Genomic DNA, 20,771 nt, shown 5'->3' with positions numbered 1-20,771 from the left:
TTCCGGGATGTCGCTACGCTCATCCGGGTTGCAGCATCACACCACCACGCTCAGCCGCTTCGCGGCGCGCGTGATGCCGGTATAGAGCCACCTTGCCCTGGACTCCTGGAACGCAAAGCTCTCGTCGAACAGCACGACATCGTCCCATTGCGAGCCCTGCGACTTGTGCACGGTCAGCACGTAGCCGTAATCGAACTCGTCATAGGGCTTGCGTTGCTCCCACGCGATCTGCTCGATGCCGCCCTCGAAGCAATCCGCGCGAACCGAGACCTTCGTGACCTTGTGACCGAAATCCTCGTCCGGCATCAGCCGCATGCTGAGGATGCGTGACTTCGATCGCGATGTGTTGCGCGACTTCACGCGCCACAGGCCGCCGTTGAACAGGCCCTTCTTGCGATTGTTGCGCAGGCACACCAGCTTGTCGCCGGCGACTGGAAACTGGTCCTCGATGTTCTGGCGCTGACGCACCCGCATGTTGTAGGCGCGCCTCGTGTTGTTGCGACCGACCAGGATCTGGTCGGCGCCCATCACGCGGTCGGGATCGAGCTCCTTCCGCGACACCACCTCGCTCTCGCCGTAGCGGCCGATGTCGAGCTCGCGACCTTCCCTGACGTCCATCGACATCCGCACGATCGGATCGTCCTGGGCCTGACGATGCACCTCGGTCAGCATCGCATCCGGCTCCGAATTGGTGAAGAAGCCGCCGCCCTGGATCGGCGGCAGCTGCGCGGGATCGCCCAGCACCAAGAGAGGGCAGTCGAACGACATCAAGTCGCGCCCCAATTCGGCATCGACCATCGAGCATTCGTCGATGACGATCAGCTTGGCCTTGGAGGCCGGCGCATCGTCCCACAGCTCGAAGCTCGGCTGCTCCTCGCCGGATTCGCGGGCGCGGTAGATCAGCGAGTGGATGGTGGACGCGTCGTCGCAACCCTTGTTGCGCATGACGAGTGCGGCCTTGCCGGTGAAGGCGGCGAACTTCACCTCGCCATCGACGCCCTCGGCGATGTGCCGCGCCAGCGTGGTCTTGCCGGTGCCGGCAAAGCCGAACAGGCGGAACACCGGCGGCGTGCCGCCCCGGCCGGGCTTGGCCTTGAGCCAGTCGCCAACGGCCTTGAGCGCGGCGTCCTGATGCGGGGTGAAGGTGGGCATGTCCGTCTTGAGAAGGAACCGGCGATTCGCCGCTTCGCGGAAGCTAACCATTGCGGCCAGCCGTTCAAGCGGCGTTCAGGCCGTCCTGCCCGTCCCCGGCTATTTGTCGATCCGGTCGTGCAGCTGCCAGAATCGCAGTGTGCGCTCGGCCGTCGCGGGGGACAGCTTGGCGAAATCCGTGCCCGCGAGCTTCAGGGTGGCCTCGTCGATGCGGTACTTGGCTGGACGATTGCAGAGGATTCTTTCGACCGTCGGCCAGCCGAGGCCTGCCGATTTGCACGGGATCAGCACGAGATCGGCACGCGGCCCTTCCAGAACCTTCGCCATCAGCTCGGTTGGCGCGCTGTTGTTGAGAAGCCCGAGCGCGGCGGCAACCTCGTCGAATCTCCTGGTTTCCGCGAACCGGGCGATGGCGGCATCGTTGAGTTCGTTGAGGCCCTTCATCCGCTTGACGGCCGCTTCAGCCAGGCTGAAATCCCGCTTCGGCTCTGGCGGGGCCGCCTTGCTGGTGATCGCGGCGAGGATGCGCTTGATCTCGGCCTGGAGCTCCGGCGGGGCAATGGTCGCAAGGCGCGCGCGCACGGCTTCGGTCGCGCGCTGCAGCAGGTCGCGAAGATATTTGATGGGAAGATCGATGCGCAGGCCGAGCGATTCGGCGAGCGTTTCGTCGGCTTCCGCGTGCGCGATCATGCCGCCATAGCCGTCCTCGGAAAAGCGGGCGGTCGTGTTGACGGCAAGGCGGCGGATGACCTTGCGCTCGCCGCGCTCGACCAGGACGTCGGTGACGACCTCCGGCAGGTCGGCGCGGCCGGAAATGGCGAACAGGTGATCCTGTCCCTTGGCTTTCGCGATCTCGACCAGCGTCGGGGTGCTCAGGCGATTGGACTCGGTCAGCACCTTGCCCGCGACGGCGATCTCGTCGTCCCAGGCGAGGCGTTCGAGCACGCCGGCAGGTGCATAATCCAGCGGCGCCAGACGATCGCCAAGCTCGGCCCTGACACGACTTTCCACCCGCGTCACCAGATGCGAGAGCACATGATCGAAGACCTCGACCTGATCGTCGCTGAGGCGCTGCCCCTGGTCGAGAAACAGGTCTGTCACCCGTCGCAACGTCTCGATCCGTTTGGCCGAGGAGCCGTTACGGACCGCATCTTCGAGCTCGTCGATGATGGAATTCGTCTGCTGCATCATGCTTTTCTGGCCATCGCAGTAGGACTGGGACGGCTTACGCCGCGCCTGACATGATCGGTCCTGCGATTTAAGCCCGGCATAACGCGGCGGTATAATGAAACTGCCGAGGGGAACTTTCGCTATCAGAATTCGGCATGTCTGACGTTGTCCGCCCGCCGCGCCCGGCGAGCGGTGCGCCTGGAGCGGAGCTTACTGCCAGCCGGGAACGCCGCGCATGTCGGGCAGCTGGTGGGCGATGCCCTTGTGGCAGTCGATGCAGGTCTTTTCCTTGGTGAACAGGAAGCGCTGGTGCGCCACCGAAGCCCGCGGCGATTGCTTGGTGACGTCCATGGAATCGGCGCTGTGGCAGTTGCGGCATTCCAGCGAATCGTTGGCCTTGAAGCGCGCCCATTCATGTGCGGCGAGCTCGAGCCGGTGATCCTGGAATTTCTCGCGCGTGTCGATCGTGCCGAAGATCTTGCCCCAGACCTCCTTCGAGGCCTGCATCTTGCGTGCGATCTTGTCGGTCCAGTTGTGCGGCACGTGGCAGTCCGGACAGGTCGCGCGCACGCCGGAGCGGTTGGTGAAGTGGACGGTCGACTTCAGCTCCGCGTAGACGTTGTCCTTCATCTCGTGGCAGCCGGTGCAGAACTTCTCGGTGTTGGTGAGCTCCAGCGCGGTGTTGAAGCCGCCCCAGAAGATCACGCCGGCGACGAAACCGGCCAGCACCAGGGTGCCGAGCGCGAACACCGAGCTCGGCCGGGTCAGCACCCGCCAGAGCTCGAGCGCAAAGTCCCGGCTTCGCGCCAGGAAACTGCGCCTTGCGTTCAGCCCGGCATTGGGATCGTCAGCGGTCGTCGTCATCGCCGGCCACCTGGGGTGGCGCGCGACAGCAGCGTGTCGATGTCGATGAAGTCGTTGCTGACGGGCGGAGTGGCGGTGCTCTGCGGCACGTGGCACTCGGTGCAAAAGAAACGTCGCGGCGAGACCGACGCCAGGAACTGGCCGTCGCGGTCCATGAAGTGCGTGATCGAAACCATCGGCGCCTGCGATTCCGCGGTGCGCGCCCGCGCATGGCAGGACAGGCATTTGTTGCCGTTGAGATCGACCTGGTAGCCGTCGATCGTGTGCGGGATGACAGGCGGCTGCTCCGGATAGTTGCGGACCTCCTTCTCGGAGGTGTTGCGGTTCGGCAGCATCGGCGGCGCCGGGCCCTCGTCGTTGAGCGGGGTCGGGCCGCGCAGGCCGGACGTCACGGTCTGCGCCGTCAGCGAACTCGTGCCCGCTGCGATCGCGAAGGCGAGCAGGATGATTGCGGATCGTTTCATCATGACATGTTCACCCGCTCGATGCGCACGGCGCATTTCTTGAAGTCGGTTTGCAGCGAGATCGGGTCGGTGGCGTCGAGCGTCACCTTGTTGATCAGCTTGGATTCGTCGAACCACGGCACGAACACGAGGCCACGCGGCGGCCGGTCGCGGCCGCGGGTTTCGACGCGGGCGCGGATGAAGCCGCGGCGGGAGACGACCTTTACTTCATCCCCGCGGCGGAGCTTGGCCTCCTGGGCATCGTCGGGATGCATGAAGCAGACGGCTTCGGGGAATGCCTTGTAGAGCTCGGGCACGCGGCGCGTCATTGTGCCGGAATGCCAGTGCTCCAGCACACGGCCGGTGGAGAGCCAGTAGGGATATTCCTTGTCGGGCGATTCCGCCGGAGGCTCGTAGGGCAGCGCGAAGATACGGGCCTTGCCGTCGGCGTGGCCATAGAACTGCACCTCGGTGCCCTGCTTGACATAGGGATCGCTGCCCTCGCGAAAGCGCCACTTCGTCTCCTGGCCGTTGACGACGGGCCAGCGCAGGCCGCGCTCGCGGTGGTAGGTGTCGAACGGCGCGAGGTCGTGGCCGTGGCCGCGCCCGAACTGGGCATATTCCTCGAACAGGCCCTTGTGGACATAGAAGCCGAACGCCTTGGACTCGTCGTTGGCGTAGCCGGGCTCGATGTCGCTAACGGGGAATTTGTCGACCTGCCCGTTCCTGAAGAGCACGTCGAACAGCGTCTTGCCGCGATATTCCGGCTTCTTGGCGATCAGCTCCTCCGGCCAGACCTCCGCGATCTTGAAGCGCTTGGAGAATTCCATGAGCTGCCAGAGATCCGACTTCGATTCGCCCGGGGCGGAGACGAGCTGGTGCCAGAACTGGGTGCGCCGCTCGGCATTGCCGTAGGCTCCCTCCTTCTCCACCCACATCGCGGTGGGCAGGATCAGGTCGGCCGCAAGCGCGGTCACCGACGGATAGGCATCCGAGACCACGATAAAATTGTCGGGGTTGCGGAAGCCCGGATAGGTCTCTTCGTTGATGTTGGGGCCGGCCTGAAGGTTGTTGTTGACCTGCACCCAATAGGCGTTGATCAGGCCGTCCTTCAGCATCCGGCTTTGCAGCACGGCGTGGGCGCCGTTCTTGTCGGGAATGGTGCCCTCGGGCAGCTGCCAGATGTGCTCGGCGTGATCGCGGTGCGCCTTGTTGGTCACGACCATGTCGGCGGGCAGGCGGTGCGAGAAGGTGCCGACCTCGCGCGCGGTGCCGCAGGCCGACGGTTGACCGGTCAGCGAGAACGGGCTGTTTCCGGGCGCGGAGATCTTTCCGGTCAACAGATGGATGTTGTAGACGAGGTTGTTGCACCAGACGCCGCGCGTATGCTGGTTGAAGCCCATGGTCCAGAACGAGACCACTTTTGTCTTGGGATCGGCGTAGAGCTCGGCGAGTGCCGTGAGGCGGTTGAGCGGCACGCCAGACATTTCGGCGGCCTTCTCCAGCGTGTACTCGGACACGAACTTGACGAACTCGTCATAGCTCATGTCGGTAGCGTCGTTGGGCTTCGCCGCACCCGTCGCCTTCTTCTGCAGCGGATGCTCGGGCCGCAGGCCGTAACCGATATCGGTCTGGCCGCGCTTGAACACGGTATGCTTGGCGACGAAGTCCTTGTTGACCCGGCCGGTCTTGATGATGTGATTGGCGATGGCGTTGAGGATGTAGAGGTCGGTCTGCGGCTTGAACACCATGCCGATGTCGGCGAGGTCGAACGAGCGGTGCTCGAAGGTGGAGAGCACGGCGACGCGGACATGCGGAGCGGACAGCCGGCGGTCGGTCAGGCGCGTCCACAGAATGGGGTGCATCTCCGCCATGTTGGAGCCCCACAGCACGAACGCGTCGGTGGCCTCGATGTCGTCATAGCAACCGGGCGGTTCGTCGATGCCGAAGGTGCGCATCATGCCGGCCACTGCGGAGGCCATGCAGTGCCGCGCATTCGGATCGATGTTGTTGGTGCGGAAGCCGGCCTTGAACAGCTTCGATGCCGCGTAGCCTTCCCAGATCGTCCACTGCCCGGAGCCGAACATGGCGACGCCGTTCGGGCCGCGCTTCTTGATCGCCTCCTTCCATTTCTGTTCCATGATGTCGAAGGCTTCGGTCCAGCTCACAGGCGTGAACTCGCCGTTCTTGTCGTACTTGCCGTTCGTCTTGCGCAGCATCGGCTGGGTCAGGCGGTCGTGGCCGTACATGATCTTGGAGAGGAAGTAGCCCTTGACGCAGTTCAGGCCGCGGTTCACCTCGGCCTTGGTGTCGCCGTGCGTGGCGACGACACGGTTATCCTTGGTGGCGACCATCACGGAGCAGCCGGTGCCGCAGAAGCGGCAGGCGGCCTTGTCCCATTTCATTTCGCTTGCGTTGCGCTCGGCAACGAGGTTGGCGGCGAGCGCCGGAGCCGGCATGCCTGCGGCGGCCGCGGCGATCGCGGCGGCCTCGAGCTTCAGCATCTGGCGGCGGTCGAGCTTTGGCGATGTCATGATGGCTCTTCCTGACTCAGGCGGTTTCGATGGCGTGGAAAACCAGCACCGCGGAATAGACGTGTTGCAGCGACTGGATGGTGTTGAGCAATGTGCCGAGGCTGCCGGAGTCGGGCGCTTCGGTGACGATGACGAGCTTGCCGCGGGGGTCCCGCCCATGGATCTCGCACCCGGGCAGCGCCGTGATCTCGGCTTCGACATCGGCGAGCCGCTCGGGCCGCGCCTGCACGATGATGCTGGCGATCTCGGCGCCTGGCGGCGCGATGACGCGGTCGGCGCTGAGCACCCGGCCGGTGATCAGGGCGCGGCGATTGAGCGTGGCGTGAGCCATGATGCCTGTCTTTCGCTGGTTGGGGATCAACGAGGGGAGGGCGGCGGGCCCGGAGGGCCGGCCATCATCTGGTAGATCCAGACGCCAAGGCCGTAAGTGCCGACGGTTCCAACCGCGAGCACAGGCATCACGATCGCGGTCAGGAACAGGAAGGCGAAAATCTCCATGCGCTTACGGCGCACGCGCGACATCGCGTCGTCAGGGGCCGACATATTCGGTCTCACAGATAAGGATGTTGGGGAGTGGACGGCATCCGGGCCGTTGCCTTGCTGCAGTTTAGATGCTGTCTAACCGACAGCGCGTTGATTTGGATCAATCGTCAGTCGGCTGCGTCTTCCTGCGCCGAAGGATGGATCGTCTCCCATGGGGCGGAATTGCGAATGCGTAGACAGCACCGCTTCACGCATTAAGATGCCGTCAACAACAATAAGCGGGAGAGCGACGCCATGAAGTTCGGCATTTTCTATGAACTGCAATTGCCACGGCCCTGGGTGGCGGGCGATGAGCTCCGGCTCTACCAGAACGCGCTCTCGCAGATGGAGCTTGCCGACAAGCTCGGCTATGACCATGCCTGGGTGGTCGAGCATCACTTCCTCGAAGAATATTCGCACTCGCCCTCGCCGGAGTCTTTCCTGGCGGCGGCCAGCCAGCGCACCAGGAACATCAGGCTCGGCCACGGTATCCTTCAGCTCACCACCAACCATCCGGCGCGCGTCGCCGAGCGCGTCGCGGTGCTCGATCTGCTCTCGAACGGCCGCTGCGAGTTCGGCATGGGCGAGAGCGCGTCCATCACGGAGCTGGAGCCTTTCGGCCGCGACATGGAGACCAAGAAGGAGGTGTTCGAGGAGGCCGTAGCTGCGATCTTCCCGATGTTCAAGGATGCCGGCAGCGAGCATCACGGCAAGTATTTCGACATCCCCTTGCGCAACGTCGTGCCGAAGCCGGTGCAGAAGCCGCATCCGCCGCTGTGGATGGCCTGCTCGCAGCTGCCGACCATCGAACGCGCCGGCCGCCACGGCTTCGGCGCGCTCGGCTTCCAGTTCGTCAGCGCCGACGCCGCGCACGCCTGGGTGCACGCTTACTACAATGCGATGACCAAGCGGCTGCACAAGCTCGCCGATTACGAGATCAATCCGAACATGGCGCTGGTCTCGTTCTTCATGTGCGCCAAGACGGACGAGGAGGCGCGCGCCCGCGCCGACGGCGCCACCTTCTTCCAGTTCGCGCTCCGCTTCTACGGCGCCGCGCAGAACCGCCAGCGTCCCGCACCCTACACCGTCAACATGTGGGACGAGTACAACAAGTGGAAGCGCGACAATCCGGAGGCGCAGGAGGCGGCCTTGCGCGGCGGCCTGATCGGCTCGCCCGAGACCATCCGCAGGAAGCTGAAGCGCTTCCAGTCTTCGCATATCGACCAGGTCATCCTGCTCAACCAGGCCGGCAAGAACAGCCACGAGCACATCTGTGAATCGCTCGAGCTGTTCGGCCGCGAGGTGATGCCCGAGTTCCAGAACGATCCCGCCCAGGCCGAATGGAAACGAGGCGTGATGAGCGGCGAGATCCAGCTCGAAGAGATCGACACGCAGGCCTTCACCGACCGCTACGGCAGGCTCGCGATCAACGTGGCCCGCGCGGGGTAGAAGCACCCATAGCCCTTGTTTCCGAGCCGGCGCGCGCGAACTCAGCGACGCGACATGCTTTTGTTTGATCTAACGCAACGCAAGTTCGCGAGGCCGGCCGCACAAATGCGTTCGGCTGGCACGTCGATGGTCGTGCCCTTGGAGGGAGCCATCTCGTGCACAAAGGCTTCATGCTCATTCTGGCGAGCATCTTAATTGATGTGCTGCCCGTTTCCCATGCGGCGGCGGTCGAAATGGAGCCGGGCCTCTGGCAGCTCACGACCAGGATCGAGCGCGACGGCGTCGGGACGACGCGGCCGCGGTCCGGAAGATGCGTCACCGCGGACCAGGCGCGTGCCGCGCGCACAGCGTCCGCTCTCGATATCGGCACCGGCTTCAAGACGGCTTTGGGATCGTCGCCCAGCCAGGAGAGCTGCAAGCTTTCCGATGCGAAGAACGACAAGAACCTGATGACGTGGCGGCTGCTGTGCACTGGCGGCACCAGCGCCGAGAGAGAGTTCACCGCCCGCTTCGACAATCCCCGGCATTACGTGACGGTCACCACGACGCGTGTCACCACCGGCAGCAAGACCGTCACGATCGTGACGACCACCGAGGCTCAACACAAGGGCGAGTGTCCGCGATGAGCGCCATGAATCGTGCTGTCCTGGCTTGCCGCTTGCGATCGCTGCCCGGTGTGGGCCGGCGCCTCCGGACTTGGATGCTCCCGATCCTGTTCGCCTTGACGGTGCTGCTGTCCGCATCGCCGGTCCGCGCCGGCTGCAATTTCGAAGATATGGTGGCCGCCTTCAAGCAGGCGGTGGCGACGACGATCGAGTGCGAGCCCGTCTGCAAGAACCAGTACGAATGCTACGCGGTCGCCGTGCTGGCCGCCGCGCTCACCTTCGACGTCAAGCAGGGCGTGGACGTCAGCCCGATTTGCGTCGACATACCCGCCAAGGTCGAGGACCTCATGGCCAAGCTCGCGCCGTTCCTGTCGCAACAGGACATGGCCGATCTGTCCCAATACGCCAGCTATATTTCGGACGCTTTGCAGTTCGTGCGCTGCGCGTGCAAGACCAAGGACCTCAACATTGCCAACGAGTCCAGCTTCGGGCAGTGCGTTAATGACGTGGCGGAAGCCGTCGGATGCGAGCCGATCGTGATCGCGGGTTTCACGGTTCACTACGACTGCTTGCCGGGCAACCCCGCCGCGAGGGCGTTTGACGCGATCGAGGCTTGGACCTGCAAGCATCTTTCACTCGGTTGCGAGGACAGCGATTACGTCGAGGCGAACTACAATTACTCCTGTCCCTCTGGGCAACAGTCCGACAGGAACGGCAATTGCGTGCCTTGCGAGAGCATCGCCAATGCGACGGTCGGCAACAACGGGGAATGCGCCTGCAAGTCGGGCTATTCAGAGGATGCCTTCTGGCTCTATCTCCCCGGCTATTCCGATGCCAAGATGAAGGTCTTGGAGTCCTGCACATTCTCGTGCAACGCGCCGTTCGTCTATTCCGGCGGCTTCTGTCAATGCCCGTTCGGCACGCAATCGGACTATGCCGGAGGCTGCAAAGCCTGCGGCGCCACCGAGAGATACGTGCCCTTCAAGGTGCAGGGCGGCGTTCTGACGGAGGGACGGTGCGAGGCCTGTCCACTCTGTACCCAGCCAAGCGCGAACAAGCTCACCTGCAACCCACCCTGCAACAACGCGGCAGGTGAGATCTTCGAGAAGGGCAAATGCGTTGCCTGCCCGTCCAACAGCAAGTCGGTCTATTTCTCCGGCAGCTGCGGTCAGTGCGAGGCCTGCGCGTTCGGTCAGAAGGTGTCCGCCGATCACAAGTCCTGCATTCCGGCCTGCGCACCGGGGCAGATCATGGGCGGGCTGATGCTCGGCAAGGACCAAATGTCCGATCCGACCGCCACGCAATGCCAGACCTGCCCGGACAACACCGCCCCAAGTTATGAGAGCCCCGACAGCAGCAAGGGCGTCTGTCTGCCGTGCCCGGACGGTACGTACTCGAAGGCCGGCGCGACCCGGTGCTTCGATCTCAACTGTGCGCCCGGTTCCTACCAGGACCCGGACAATCCGCACGCCTGCAAGAGCTGCCCGCCGACCCAGATCTACATTCCGACCGAAAAGAAGAGTGTGACCGGCCCGTCGCCGGGCCAGGGCATGCAGGTCGTGCCGGGTCATTGCGGTTGCGGCGAGAACCAGGTGCTGCAGGGCGACGTGTGCGTCTGCGCAAAAGGAGCCACCAAGGTCCCGTTGCCGGGAGCTCCAGGCACGGTCTTCGCCTGTGCCTGCCCGGCCGGGGCGCATTTCGACGCGGCATCCGGTGCCTGCGCGTGCCCTGCCGGGGCAACGCTCAATGCAGCCAAGAACGCATGCATCTGTCCGACAGGGCAGCGTCTGGAGGGCGGCAAGTGTGTTGCGCCGAGCCTTCAGCATCTGCCGCTGAAAGACTGCTCGACCTTGGGCCCGAACTACATCAATGACCCCAAGAATCCGGCGGCCTGCATGCGCTGCCCGGGAGGGAGCGTTGCCAATGCGGAGCGCAATGTCTGCATTGCCGCCGGTCGGCCCACCGGGCCCGCGATCGTTCCGATGTTGCCCGGGCGGACCGCCCGACCGCCGCTTCGATGCCGGCCAGGTCTGGTGCCGAACGCTGCCGGGACCGCCTGTATCCGCTTGCCTGCGCCGCCGAGGGTTGCGCCTCCGGGACCGAGGTTTGCTCCTCCGGCTGCAAGGCCTGCTCCTCCTGCGGGAGTGCGTCGGCCAGCGCCTGTGCGCGAAGCACCGATGCGACTGAGGCCAGGGGCGGCCGCTCCCCGGAACTAGCAGGAGTCCGTTGATGCAGCGACGAGAGGTAGGAACCGTCATGACGCGATGGAAACGGATGTTGGCCGTGTGGCCCGTCCTCTGTGCAGCCCTGTTCGGTGCGCCTGCGGCGGCCGAAACGACGCGTGCAGAAATCGAGGCCGTCGTGAAGGACTATCTCGATGCGCACCCCGAGGACGTGCAGCGCATCGTCAAGGACTATCTGAAGGACCATCCCGAAATCCTGCGGGACGCGCTGACCGAGCTGATCACCAAACGGGCGCCCGCGGCGGCGCGCCCTGCGCCGGCGGATCGAAAGGCAGCGATCGACGGCAACGCGGCGGCGCTGTTCAATTCGCCGCGCCAGGTGGTGCTGGGCAAGCCCGATGGCCGGGTCACGCTGGTGGAATTCTTCGACTACAATTGCGGCTATTGCCGGCGCGCTCTGTCCGACACGTTGGTCCTGCTGCAGGAAGATCGAGACCTGCGCATCGTGCTCAAGGAGCTTCCAATCCTCGGTGCTGCCTCGACCGAGGCAGCAGGCGTCGCAGTCGCGGTCCGGATGCAGGATCGGACCGGGGAGAAGTACCTCGCGTTCCACCGCCGGCTGCTCGGCGGCCGCGGCCCGGCGGACCGTGCGAGCGCGCTCGCCGCTGCCCGCGAGGAAGGGCTCGACATGGCGCGGCTGGAGCGGGACCTCTCGAGCGAGGAAGTCCGGCTGACCTTGGAGGAGAACGCCGCGCTCGCCCGGGCGGTCGGCATCAAAGGCACGCCCGCTTATGTCATCGGCGACACGGTCGTTGCAGGCGCCATCGGCGCGGCAGGCCTGAAGGAAAAGATCGCGGCGGAGCGATCGAGATAGGCGCGGGGGCCCTGCGCCGCTGTCTGAGATCCGGCGGCACCTGTGAAGACACGCGCCGATCAATCCCAGTATGGAATCGCCGGGCGTGCGATCATGAGCCAGAAGATGATCAGCACGGCTGCAAAGGCCGGGTAGCCGAATGCGAACCACCATCGGAAGAGCTGGTGATACCGGGCCGGCAATTCGCTGTTGCTCGCGACCGCCGCGACGGCGAGATCGCGCATCTGCATCTGCATCCACACCACCGGCAGCCAGAAGGCGCCGGTCACGAGATACAGTGCGATCGAGGCCGCAATCCAACCGTCGCCGAGGGAGTACCCGCTCGACCAGGCGAGCCATGTGCCGGTGATCGGCTGCAGGATCACCGCACTCGCGGTGAACAGGAAGTCGGCCAGCACCACTGTCCGCGCGACGCCCGCGATTTCGCGCGGATCGCCGCGCAGATGCGCGACGAGCATGAAGAAGGCGATGCCGGCCCCGGTGCCGAGCAGGACCGCAGCGCCGATGATGTGCGCCATCTTCACCAGGAAGTAGAGCATCAGCGATCCTCCCGGATCGCCATGGCGACCAGGTTGAGCATGATCACCGGCCAGATCTTCAGCATCGGTCCCAACGGATCGGCCCACAGCCGCGGCACCAGCGCCGTGCCGATCACGGCATAGCTGAGCGAAATGATCAATGCCGCCCACAACCCGTAGCGGCTCAGAGGTCGCCAGAGAATGGCGAGGCCGATAGCGATGTCGGCTAGCGCGCCTGCAGTGACGGTGAGCGCCGCGGCGTTCTCCTGCAGCCCGCCTTCCCGCAGCAACGACATGCCGATGTTCCACCCGGCGCTCAGCGAAATGATGCCCGTGGCGATCCAGAACAGGCCGAAGACGCCGAAGATCAGCGGCTTGAGCGCATAGAGGCGCGCAAACCAGCGTTCCTGCACCGAGGCGGGTTCGCGTGCGAGCGCGACCTCGAGATCGCGCGGCCTCAAACCGGTCATCTGGCGCCAGGGCTCGGGATCGCCCGCCGCGCCGCGCCGCATTTCTGCCTGTGCGGTGGCGTTGATGGGCGTTCGCCAGCCCAGCACCTGCGCGACGTCACCCGCGCGGTAGGCGGCCGAGGCCAGCCAGGACGGCAGGTGCAGGCGGTAGGCCGGCCTCCAGCGCAGCCAGGCGCGAAACAGCGCGACGGCGTCGCTGAAGGCGATCTGCCGTGGGCCGGCAAGATCGAGCGCGATACGGGAGGGAGCGCCGGGTTGCAGGAAGAACAGCACCGTCTCGACGACATCGTCCAGATGCACCGGTTGAATGGCTGCCGTCTCGGGCATGACCGGCAGAACCGGGAGCGCCGCAAGACCTCGCAGCAGCGCGCTGCCGCCATAGGCGGGCCGGCCCACCACGACGGAAGGACGCAGCACGACCCAGTCGAGATCCCGCGCCATCAAGGCGGCTTCGCCATCGCGCTTGCTGCGCGAAAACGCGCTCGGAGCATCGACATTGCTGCCGATCGCCGAGAACAGGATCACCCGGCGGACACCCGCGCTTTCACAGGCCGCGTAGAGCGCCGCGCTGCCGGCGACATGAACGCCTTGCATGTCCTGACCCTGCAGCGCACCGGCCGCATTGATCACGGCATCGACGCCGGAGAGAAGCCCCTTCCATTTGGACGGATCGGTGGCCTGGGTGATGTCGAGCGTGATGTGGCGTCGATCGCGTGCTGCCGCCGGATGACGCGACACCAGGATGCAATCGTGCCCCTCCGCTGACAGCTTGGCGTGGATTGCCGACCCGATAAGTCCCGTTCCCCCGACGAGAAGAATGCGCATTGCCTCGTGCCTCCAATAGCAACCTGGGTAGCGACAAAGGGCCGACCGGAATGAGGATGCGACGACAAAGCGGGCCCGATGCAATCGTTCCTCGCCCCGGAACCCGGGGCACCGTGTCCACCCTGGACGACGATCTCCCGCCGAGCGAGGTGCAGGGAAAAATAAACTGCAAAGATCTCAAATGATAAAGCCTCGCGTCCCGGTCGTGTGATTGATGAGGCATCACACAGAAGAGCGGACATTATCGAAATGCTCGGACCGAATGTTCTTTCTCCCGAAGAACTGTCGTTGCTCGGAGCGACCTACGATCTGGTCGTTGACTCGCTTCCAAGCCGAATGCGCACACCTCGCAACCGGCGCCAGGTCGCGCTCAACCTGCTCTATCTCACTCGGCGCGGCGAGCGCGACCCGCTGGAGCTGGAGCTTGGCGCGGCTGCTGGATTGACCTGCTGAGTGCAGGCTGCCTCGCACGGGTCGATGAGTTCTGACGCGCTTCCTGCGCTTGCGCCGGTGCACCGAAAAGACGGCGTCGAGGCAGACATCGAAGCCGTCTTTAACAATGTAAATGTCCGAGCGGGGCTGTCCCGGTACAGGGTGATGAGCCATCCCGAGAGGGGCCATGTTCAATCGGCAAACAACGGCAATGCTGCGCCTGGTCCTCGACGAGGTCTGCGCCGACCTTGGCAAGTATGAAAAGGCAGTGCGGGCGCATGTCGCTCGGCCGCTTCATCGTCGATCGAATGGGCCACCGCATCGGACAGAACAAATTCCTAGTGAGAACGTGATCATGCAAGACCGAACCAAGAAACGCCGACGGGTCAAACAAACGCAGAGCTTGACCGAACGCCTGCTTGCGTCCGCCACCCTCGCCAAATCCAGGGCACAAGGGATGGCGCCGGGACACGATCGCGATCTCCTGCTGCAAAAGGCCCGCGAGGCGGAAGCTGCCGTCGCACTTGAAAGCTGGATTCGCGGCCCGAGCTCGCCGCGCTGATCGAGAAGGCTTCCGATCCCTCGCTTGCTGTCGTAACGCCACCGGCTTCCGGCGCTTGGCAGTTGTTGCTAGAATGCGCGGCAAAGCTGAAGGAGGAAGCGATGCGGTCGCGCGGGAGAGGCTCATGCTCGGGGTTGGCGGAAGGGGACGTCGCGCCCGCGGTGCTGGCCATCGGTCGCCCTGATTTCCCGAAAGTCCTAATCGACACGTTGCGCCGGCAGGCCGGCGTCGGCCATTGCATGGTGTTCGCGCTGAGCCGGGCCGGTGCGGCGAGCTGCATGCTCGACGCAGGCAGCATCGCGATCGGCGGCGATCTCGGCGCGGCCTATGCCGGACAGTTCCATGAATTCGATCCCAACCGCGATGCCCTGTTCGAAGGCGAGGGCAATGCGCCGATCATGCTTCCGGCGTTTGCGCCGCGCATGTACGGCGCGCGCTACCGGAAGATCTTCTTCCAGGATTCCGGCATCGTCGACAAATGCGCGACCGCGATCTGGGTCAGCGGTACCTGCTTCTATGTCAATTTTTACCGCATCGCAGCGCAGGGGCGCTTCAGCGCTGCGCAGCGCGAGCGGCTCGAGACGATGGCGCCGGCGATCGCTGCGAGTGTTGCGCGGCATTTTCAGCATAACGCAGCACCCGAGCGCTCTCTCGCCGAAATGTTCGCCACCTGCGCTCCACTCGCCGGTCTTACGCCGCGCGAGCGGGATGTCTGTCGCCGCATCCTCGAAGGCTTCAGCTCCGAGGCGATCTCCAACGAGCTCGGCATCAGCCTGCATTCGACCTTGACCTACCGCAAGCGCGCTTATGAGAGGCTCGGCATCTCCTCGCAGAGCGAGCTGTTTGCGATCGTGCTTCGCCTGCTCGCCCCTCGGCTGAACTGAGGCGTGAACCTGAGCTCCGCGATGTCTTCTTGTCCCTGTGCAGTGGGCGCGCGCCCGCTCAGGGGGCCGGTTGTCGACTTGGGAGGAAAGGAGGCGGCCTCAACCCAAGGATTATGAGCTGAGGCCGCGAACGCTTCGGCACGGAGGCGAATCCAGCCGAGGCCTCGAGGTTAGGCTGGTTCCATGTCGGCGCATGTTCACATGTGAACACTTGTGCGATGGTGTTCGGTCCGATGCTTTGCGTCTCGTGAATCAATGTTGCCCGGCGCGCTGCCTTGTCGCGCACAATTGCGCGAGACGAGCCGAAAGCAATCAGTTCGCGATCCTCTGAAGCGACCAGTCGGCCGGCTCGCACGAGCTGTCAGCCAAATGCTCGGGCCATTCGATCGGCCTGCAGAAAAGCCCGCGACGCTCGATTTCCCTGAAAAGATGATCTGCGCGACGCCTGGCAGGCAGGCCGACCAGCCGGGTGCCGGCCAACGCGTCGGCTTGCACCTCGTTGCGGATGAACTCGTACATTCGCAAGATGAAATGGTCGGAAAGCCCTTCAAACTCACTCATGGTGTGACCGGCGCACTTCCTACTGAAATATCCACGCGATCAGGTGCCAGCTGACCCAAACGATTGCGGCAATCCAGGCTGTCATGACGATGCCCACGGCGCCGAAAAATGCCAACGCGAGGGCATAGCCGCTAGCGTTGCGGCGATCGGCCTTCAGCAGCGCGTGCTGGTCGGTCCTGTCGAGCATGTCATTCCCTGCTTGTCTCACGAGTACCCAGGACGGCCGCGATGGGCAAACGCCGGCTTGAATTAACCTCACCGATCAACCTTACCTGGGCGGCGCCGCAGCTGTGGCCCGCTGCAGGCGAGGCACGCCCTTGAACACGTGCGGTTCAGAAGATGCCGCGTGTAAGGGTGGCTGACTCCCGAGTGGAGGGCGCCTCGCCGAGCGGCCCAGGCATCTCCGCCACTCGCGTGGCCATAGGAACGATGAGAACGGCAGAGCGCTAATACACGACAGAGCGATGACACATGAAAGATAGGAACGCATCGTTGGCTCGCGACGAACACAACAATTCAATGGAACCGCAATACGCCAACACGGCACAAGTGCGGGGATCTGATCAAGTGCTTCTGCCCGGCATCGCGGGCCGAGAAGACGATCTCGGCGCCGATCCGGCGTCTCCATCCGTTGCTGACGTCAACCAGCCGGTCGGGGCTCGGCCGAGGAGCGATGTAACCGGGCAGCCCCAGCCCGGTATGGGAGCGAACGAGACCACCGACGGACTGAGTGAGACAGAAGAAGCGGTGCGTGCTGCAGCAGAGGACGAAGAGGAGAACCTCGACCTGGAGGAGCCGGTGTTTGACCGAGCCGATTCGATGCCAAAGATCATCTGAGGTGCGGGCATCATGACCGACGATCTGGAACAGAGAATACGTGACCGCGCGCATCGCATGTGGTGCGACGAAGGCCAACCGGAGGGAAAAGCAGACGTCCATTGGGAGCTCGCGCGCATGGCCATCGCATTCGAAGACGCCAAACCGGCGATGCAGAGACCCGTCATAAGTGACACCGTCGAGCCGGTGGAAGCCTGGGCGAACCAGGGCGAGTTTCCAACGCTCACCGACCAGGGCGAGCAGCACATTCCGGGCGAGATGGCCGATCCAGACTGAGGCTCCCCGACTGCAGCCGAACGCCGCTCGCCCGGCTTCGGAGCTGGGCTTGCCCGGCCTACAGCGGCCGTACCGGCCGCTGATTGTGGGCAATCCAAAGTGACGGCGGCGAGCTACCGGCCTGTCAGCGTCTGGATAGACTCCAGAAGTCGCTCGAGACGGTAGGGCTTGTGGAGCATGATGCTTCCTGACACCGGTCGCGGAGCGGAGTGGGTGTGTCCCGTTGAGTAGATGACGGGAATGCCGGGATGGCTCTCCCGGCATCTTATGGCGACGTCCCATCCGGAAAGCGGGCCCGGCAGCTTTACGTCGGTGAAAATCAGGTCCGGAGTGACTTCGGCGCAGAGCTGTAGCGCGCGCTCCCCGCTCTCGGCCTGGAGAACTTCGTGGCCCTGACTCTCCAGAATGTCCACGACCACGTCGCGAATCAGATCTTCGTCTTCGACTACCAGAATTTGCAAATCAATCTCCCGGCCGGCAGGTTCTCTTTATCTGGGCTCGCCAGGCTGAGAGATGGTGAGGCATCTTGATCAAACGCCGATATGTTCCGGCCGTTCCCCGCGAGGTGCTGCAGGCGCCTCGCCGACAGCCTTGGGACGCCTGTCCCAATTGCTGGGGACAGACGGCGGCTCCGGAAGGCGCTAGTCTCGACGCAACACAGCAAGGGAGCGAAGCTTGAGCACCGCGCCGCGCATCGACATCGATCCCGCCGCATTCTGGGCCGATCCTTATCCGATGCTCGCCAGGATGCGCAAGGAGGCGCCGATCGCCTTCGTGCCGCAGCTCGGATCGACACTGCTGACGAGCCGCGACGACATCTCGATCTCGGAGAAGCAGATCGATGTGTTCTCCTCGCACCAGCCCGCAGGCCTGATGAACCGGCTGATGGGCCACAACATGATGCGCAAGGACGGCGAGGCGCATCTGGTCGAGCGCCGCGCGATGTTTCCGACGGTGTCGCCGAAGACGGTGAAGGCGCACTGGACCGCGCAGTTCCAGGCCCACGCGGATCGCATCCTGGATCGCCTCGAGCCCGGGCGCATCGACTTCATGCGCGACTTCGCGCTGCCGTTCTCCGGCGAATGCCTGAAGTCGATTACGGGCCTCATCAACATCGGCTACCAGGACATCGACGCGTGGTCGCAAGGCATGATCGAGGGCATCGCCAATTATGCCGGCGACCCCGAAGTCGAGGCGCGCTGCCATGCGGCGACATCAGGCATCGATGCCGCGATCGACGACATCCTGCCTGTGATGCGCAAACATCCCGACCAGAGCATCCTCGGCGTCCTCCTGGCCTCCGGCATGCCGATGGAGAGCGTGCGCGCCAATGTGAAGCTCGCGATCTCGGGCGGGCAGAACGAGCCGCGCAAGGCGATCGCCGGCACGGTCTGGGCGCTGCTCACCCATCCCGAGCAGCTCGATCTCGTCCTGCGCGGTGAAGTGTCCTGGCTGCAGGCCTTCGAGGAATATGCCCGCTGGATCTCGCCGATCGGCATGTCGCCCCGGCGGATCGCAAAGCCCTGGATGATCCGCGACGTCTCGTTCGAGCTGGATGAGCGCGTCTTCCTGATGTTCGGCTCCGCCAATCGCGACGAGAAGCATTTCGAGCGCGCCGATGCGTTCGACGTGCGTCGCGACACCTCCAAGAGCGTCGCCTTCGGCGCGGGCCCGCATTTCTGCGCCGGCGCGTTTGCCTCCCGCGCCATGATTGCGGACGTCGCGCTGCCGACGGTGTTCGCGCGCGCCAGCCGGATCGAGATCGCTGACGACGAGCCGGTGCGAATCGGCGGCTGGGCCTTCCGCGGGCTGCAGAATCTGCCGGTGACATGGCGGCACTAGCTGCCGAGGGCCTGCCATCCCTTCCGCGGCATGGTGACATTCTGCCACTGTTTTGCCCGACAGGTCAAAGCGACATTCGCAAAATTCGAATAAGCATTTCCTGGCAAGACCTTGGCTACTGTGCATGGGGTTGTTTTCGCGTTCTTGGTTCGGGCCGGCGTTTGTCACGTTCGACGCGACTGCGGCGCCGGCCTGCTGGCGCGGCCAGGACGTGGCGGTGAACCAGGACGTAGACGCCGCCAGGATTGCAGATGTCGGCGTTCCCGCACGCAGCCTGCCGCGGCATTTGATCGCCGCGCGGGTTGGCGAAAGGCTGGCCTTTTTCCCATCATCGCTCTAGAAGCGCCCCGAGCCTTCCCGCCGAACGGCAATGGAGCGAAACGATGAAGCGCGTCGCGACCTGGGCCTTCTACGCCATCGGCGCGATCGCGATCGCCTATCTCGCGCTCTATGCCTATGCGATGTTCTCAGGCTCGCCGATCGTGCCGGGCGACCCCATCCACATCTTCCGCAAGCCCGACGCGCCGAGCTATTCGTGACGGCACTCTCTCCTCGTCATGGCCGGGCAAGCCCGGGCATGACGGCGGGGTGTGCCGCGACTACCCCCGCAGGATCGCCAGCGCCAGCGCCTGCGCGCGTGGCACGATGCTCTCGACCTCGAGATATTCTTCCGGCGTGTGCGCGAGACCGCCGACCGGGCCAAGGCCGCAGATGGTCGGTGTTCCCACGGCGGCAGTGAAGCCGGAATCTGCGCAGCCGCCGGAGAACTCGCCCTGGAGCGTGGTGAGGCCGACATCTCTTGCGGCAGCCTGGTAATTCTCGAACAGCGCCTTCGACTCTGCGCTCTGCACCACCGGCACGAACTCGCCCTTGATCGTGAGCGTTGCGCTGGTGCCCGGCAGGTAGGACGTCGCGACGATTGTTTCGATCGCAGCCATCACCTTCGCGCGATCCGCCGGATCGACGTAGCGCAGGTCAATCTGGCCCTCGGCATAGGGCGCGGTGGTGTTGACGGACTGGCCGCCCGAGACGAGGCCGACATTGAGCGTGATGCCCTTGTCGAGATCTGTCAGCGCGTGGATCTGCACGATCTTGTGGGCGAGCTCGCCGATCGCGCTGACGCCAGCGGCGAAGTTGGCGCCGGAATGCGCGGCCTTGCCGGTGATGGCCATGTGCATGAAGATGCCGCCCTTGCGTCCCGTGACGACGTTGCCGGTCGGACGTCCCGGCTCGGAATTGAAAACGGCGCGCGCGGCGCGCCCCTCGCGCTCGATCACGGGCCGCGAGGAGGGTGAGCCGATCTCCTCGTCCGAGGTGATCAGCACCTTGATCGGATGCGGATTGCCGCCGAACTTGTGGAAGGCGGTGGCCACGAACACGTTCATGACGAGGCCGGACTTCATGTCGGCGACACCCGGTCCATAGGCGCGGCCATCCCGGATCGTGAACGGACGGCGCCCGGCCTCGCCCTTGCCGAACACGGTGTCGCGGTGCCCCATCAACAGCACCGGCTTTTCGTTGCTGCCGGGCTTTGCGACCTCGGCATGGATCGCATCGCCGAAGGTGTCGTGGCTCTCGCGCCGGCACGGAATGCCGTGCTCGGCGAAATGCCGCTCGAACCGCGCACCGACCGCATCGACGCCTTCCTTGTCGTAGGACCCGGAATCGATGTTCACGACATCGCGCAAGAGATCGATCATCGCTTGCCGCTGCGATGCCAGCCAGTTCGTTACTTGAGCTTCAGACATGCGGTCCCTCGTGTGTTCTC

The 20,771-nt window shown here is 64.5% G+C and carries 24 protein-coding genes; 11 read left to right on the top strand and 13 right to left on the bottom strand.

Translation table 11 applies throughout. From position 1 onward, the window contains the following. Positions 1-36: 36 nt before the first annotated feature. The 7 genes from K408_RS0100230 to napE form a co-directional block, all read right to left on the bottom strand. Complete coding sequence (locus K408_RS0100230) at positions 37-1,152, bottom strand: ATP-dependent DNA helicase (protein ID WP_024337717.1); 1,116 nt, start codon at positions 1,150-1,152, stop codon at positions 37-39. Between the two features lie 99 nt (positions 1,153-1,251). Beyond that, positions 1,252-2,340 (bottom strand): DUF2336 domain-containing protein, encoded by a 1,089-nt coding sequence (locus K408_RS0100225; RefSeq protein WP_245265875.1) that lies wholly within the window; start codon positions 2,338-2,340, stop codon positions 1,252-1,254. A gap of 192 nt (positions 2,341-2,532) precedes the next feature. Beyond that, positions 2,533-3,186: a NapC/NirT family cytochrome c gene (locus tag K408_RS0100220; RefSeq protein ID WP_024337719.1), complete on the bottom strand. Its 654-nt coding sequence runs from the start codon at positions 3,184-3,186 to the stop codon at positions 2,533-2,535. Beyond that, positions 3,183-3,653, bottom strand: a complete 471-nt coding sequence (locus K408_RS0100215) for a nitrate reductase cytochrome c-type subunit (RefSeq protein WP_024337720.1) — start codon at positions 3,651-3,653, stop codon at positions 3,183-3,185. Before K408_RS0100215 ends, K408_RS0100220 begins: the two co-directional genes overlap by 4 nt. After that, entirely contained in the window at positions 3,650-6,163 is a 2,514-nt protein-coding gene (gene napA, locus K408_RS0100210) for a nitrate reductase catalytic subunit NapA (RefSeq protein WP_024337721.1), read from the bottom strand. The genes K408_RS0100215 and napA overlap by 4 nt, the downstream gene beginning before the upstream one ends. A 16-nt stretch (positions 6,164-6,179) precedes the next feature. Continuing rightward, positions 6,180-6,494 (bottom strand): chaperone NapD, encoded by a 315-nt coding sequence (locus K408_RS0100205; RefSeq protein ID WP_024337722.1) that lies wholly within the window; start codon positions 6,492-6,494, stop codon positions 6,180-6,182. A gap of 26 nt (positions 6,495-6,520) precedes the next feature. Continuing rightward, complete coding sequence (napE, locus tag K408_RS0100200; RefSeq protein ID WP_024337723.1) at positions 6,521-6,706, bottom strand: periplasmic nitrate reductase, NapE protein; 186 nt, start codon at positions 6,704-6,706, stop codon at positions 6,521-6,523. A gap of 234 nt (positions 6,707-6,940) precedes the next feature. Between napE and K408_RS0100195 the strand changes: the two genes are divergently transcribed. The 4 genes from K408_RS0100195 to K408_RS0100180 all read left to right on the top strand — a co-directional run bounded on the left by K408_RS0100195 (position 6,941) and on the right by K408_RS0100180 (position 11,796). Continuing rightward, positions 6,941-8,134: an LLM class flavin-dependent oxidoreductase gene (locus K408_RS0100195; protein WP_024337724.1), complete on the top strand. Its 1,194-nt coding sequence runs from the start codon at positions 6,941-6,943 to the stop codon at positions 8,132-8,134. Between the two features lie 155 nt (positions 8,135-8,289). Beyond that, on the top strand, positions 8,290-8,760 hold the full coding sequence (locus tag K408_RS0100190; protein ID WP_024337725.1) for a DUF3617 domain-containing protein: 471 nt from the start codon (positions 8,290-8,292) through the stop codon (positions 8,758-8,760). A gap of 74 nt (positions 8,761-8,834) precedes the next feature. After that, positions 8,835-10,955 (top strand): hypothetical protein, encoded by a 2,121-nt coding sequence (locus K408_RS42590; RefSeq protein ID WP_024337726.1) that lies wholly within the window; start codon positions 8,835-8,837, stop codon positions 10,953-10,955. A 40-nt stretch (positions 10,956-10,995) separates the two neighbouring features. Beyond that, the gene (locus K408_RS0100180; protein WP_035697743.1) at positions 10,996-11,796 is read left to right on the top strand and encodes a DsbA family protein; all 801 of its coding nucleotides are present in this window, start codon (positions 10,996-10,998) and stop codon (positions 11,794-11,796) included. Between the two features lie 59 nt (positions 11,797-11,855). Here K408_RS0100180 and K408_RS0100175 read toward each other — a convergent pair whose 3' ends face one another. Both K408_RS0100175 and K408_RS0100170 read right to left on the bottom strand, forming a co-directional pair. Then, the gene (locus tag K408_RS0100175) at positions 11,856-12,335 is read right to left on the bottom strand and encodes a DUF2269 family protein (RefSeq protein WP_024337728.1); all 480 of its coding nucleotides are present in this window, start codon (positions 12,333-12,335) and stop codon (positions 11,856-11,858) included. Continuing rightward, positions 12,335-13,609: an SDR family oxidoreductase gene (locus tag K408_RS0100170; protein WP_024337729.1), complete on the bottom strand. Its 1,275-nt coding sequence runs from the start codon at positions 13,607-13,609 to the stop codon at positions 12,335-12,337. Before K408_RS0100170 ends, K408_RS0100175 begins: the two co-directional genes overlap by 1 nt. 619 nt (positions 13,610-14,228) lie before the next feature. Here K408_RS0100170 and K408_RS43230 point away from each other — a divergent pair. Further along, complete coding sequence (locus K408_RS43230; protein WP_230646630.1) at positions 14,229-14,603, top strand: hypothetical protein; 375 nt, start codon at positions 14,229-14,231, stop codon at positions 14,601-14,603. A gap of 134 nt (positions 14,604-14,737) precedes the next feature. Continuing rightward, complete coding sequence (locus K408_RS0100155) at positions 14,738-15,487, top strand: helix-turn-helix transcriptional regulator (protein ID WP_024337732.1); 750 nt, start codon at positions 14,738-14,740, stop codon at positions 15,485-15,487. A 312-nt stretch (positions 15,488-15,799) separates the two neighbouring features. Here the strand turns inward: K408_RS0100155 and K408_RS0100150 are convergent, their stop codons facing one another. Beyond that, positions 15,800-16,006, bottom strand: a complete 207-nt coding sequence (locus K408_RS0100150) for a hypothetical protein (RefSeq protein WP_024337733.1) — start codon at positions 16,004-16,006, stop codon at positions 15,800-15,802. Positions 16,007-16,067: 61 nt separating this feature from the next. After that, a complete protein-coding gene (locus K408_RS41805; RefSeq protein WP_155248274.1) occupies positions 16,068-16,235 on the bottom strand; it encodes a hypothetical protein in 168 nt (55 codons plus the stop codon). Positions 16,236-16,540: 305 nt separating this feature from the next. Here K408_RS41805 and K408_RS0100140 point away from each other — a divergent pair, with 305 nt between their 5' ends. Both K408_RS0100140 and K408_RS0100135 read left to right on the top strand, forming a co-directional pair. After that, on the top strand, positions 16,541-16,885 hold the full coding sequence (locus K408_RS0100140; RefSeq protein WP_155248275.1) for a hypothetical protein: 345 nt from the start codon (positions 16,541-16,543) through the stop codon (positions 16,883-16,885). A 12-nt stretch (positions 16,886-16,897) separates the two neighbouring features. Further along, the gene (locus K408_RS0100135) at positions 16,898-17,161 is read left to right on the top strand and encodes a DUF2934 domain-containing protein (RefSeq protein WP_024337735.1); all 264 of its coding nucleotides are present in this window, start codon (positions 16,898-16,900) and stop codon (positions 17,159-17,161) included. Between the two features lie 113 nt (positions 17,162-17,274). Here the strand turns inward: K408_RS0100135 and K408_RS0100130 are convergent, their stop codons facing one another. Next, a complete protein-coding gene (locus K408_RS0100130; RefSeq protein WP_024337736.1) occupies positions 17,275-17,622 on the bottom strand; it encodes a response regulator in 348 nt (115 codons plus the stop codon). A 214-nt stretch (positions 17,623-17,836) separates the two neighbouring features. Here K408_RS0100130 and K408_RS0100125 point away from each other — a divergent pair, with 214 nt between their 5' ends. The 3 genes from K408_RS0100125 (at position 17,837) to K408_RS42580 (ending at position 19,542) form a co-directional block, all read left to right on the top strand. After that, complete coding sequence (locus K408_RS0100125) at positions 17,837-19,003, top strand: cytochrome P450 (RefSeq protein ID WP_024337737.1); 1,167 nt, start codon at positions 17,837-17,839, stop codon at positions 19,001-19,003. Between the two features lie 124 nt (positions 19,004-19,127). Then, the gene (locus tag K408_RS42585; protein WP_024337738.1) at positions 19,128-19,343 is read left to right on the top strand and encodes a hypothetical protein; all 216 of its coding nucleotides are present in this window, start codon (positions 19,128-19,130) and stop codon (positions 19,341-19,343) included. A gap of 43 nt (positions 19,344-19,386) precedes the next feature. Beyond that, a complete protein-coding gene (locus tag K408_RS42580) occupies positions 19,387-19,542 on the top strand; it encodes a hypothetical protein (RefSeq protein ID WP_024337739.1) in 156 nt (51 codons plus the stop codon). Between the two features lie 60 nt (positions 19,543-19,602). Here the strand turns inward: K408_RS42580 and K408_RS0100110 are convergent, their stop codons facing one another. Continuing rightward, on the bottom strand, positions 19,603-20,751 hold the full coding sequence (locus K408_RS0100110; RefSeq protein WP_024337740.1) for a M20 family metallopeptidase: 1,149 nt from the start codon (positions 20,749-20,751) through the stop codon (positions 19,603-19,605). Positions 20,752-20,771: the final 20 nt, after the last annotated feature.

This window comes from Bradyrhizobium sp. in8p8, assembly GCF_000426845.1.
Taxonomy (GTDB): Bacteria; Pseudomonadota; Alphaproteobacteria; order Rhizobiales; family Xanthobacteraceae; genus Bradyrhizobium; species Bradyrhizobium japonicum_C.
The sequence above is the reverse complement of the archived record's forward strand: the minus strand, read 5'-3'. Positions and strand labels throughout refer to the sequence as shown.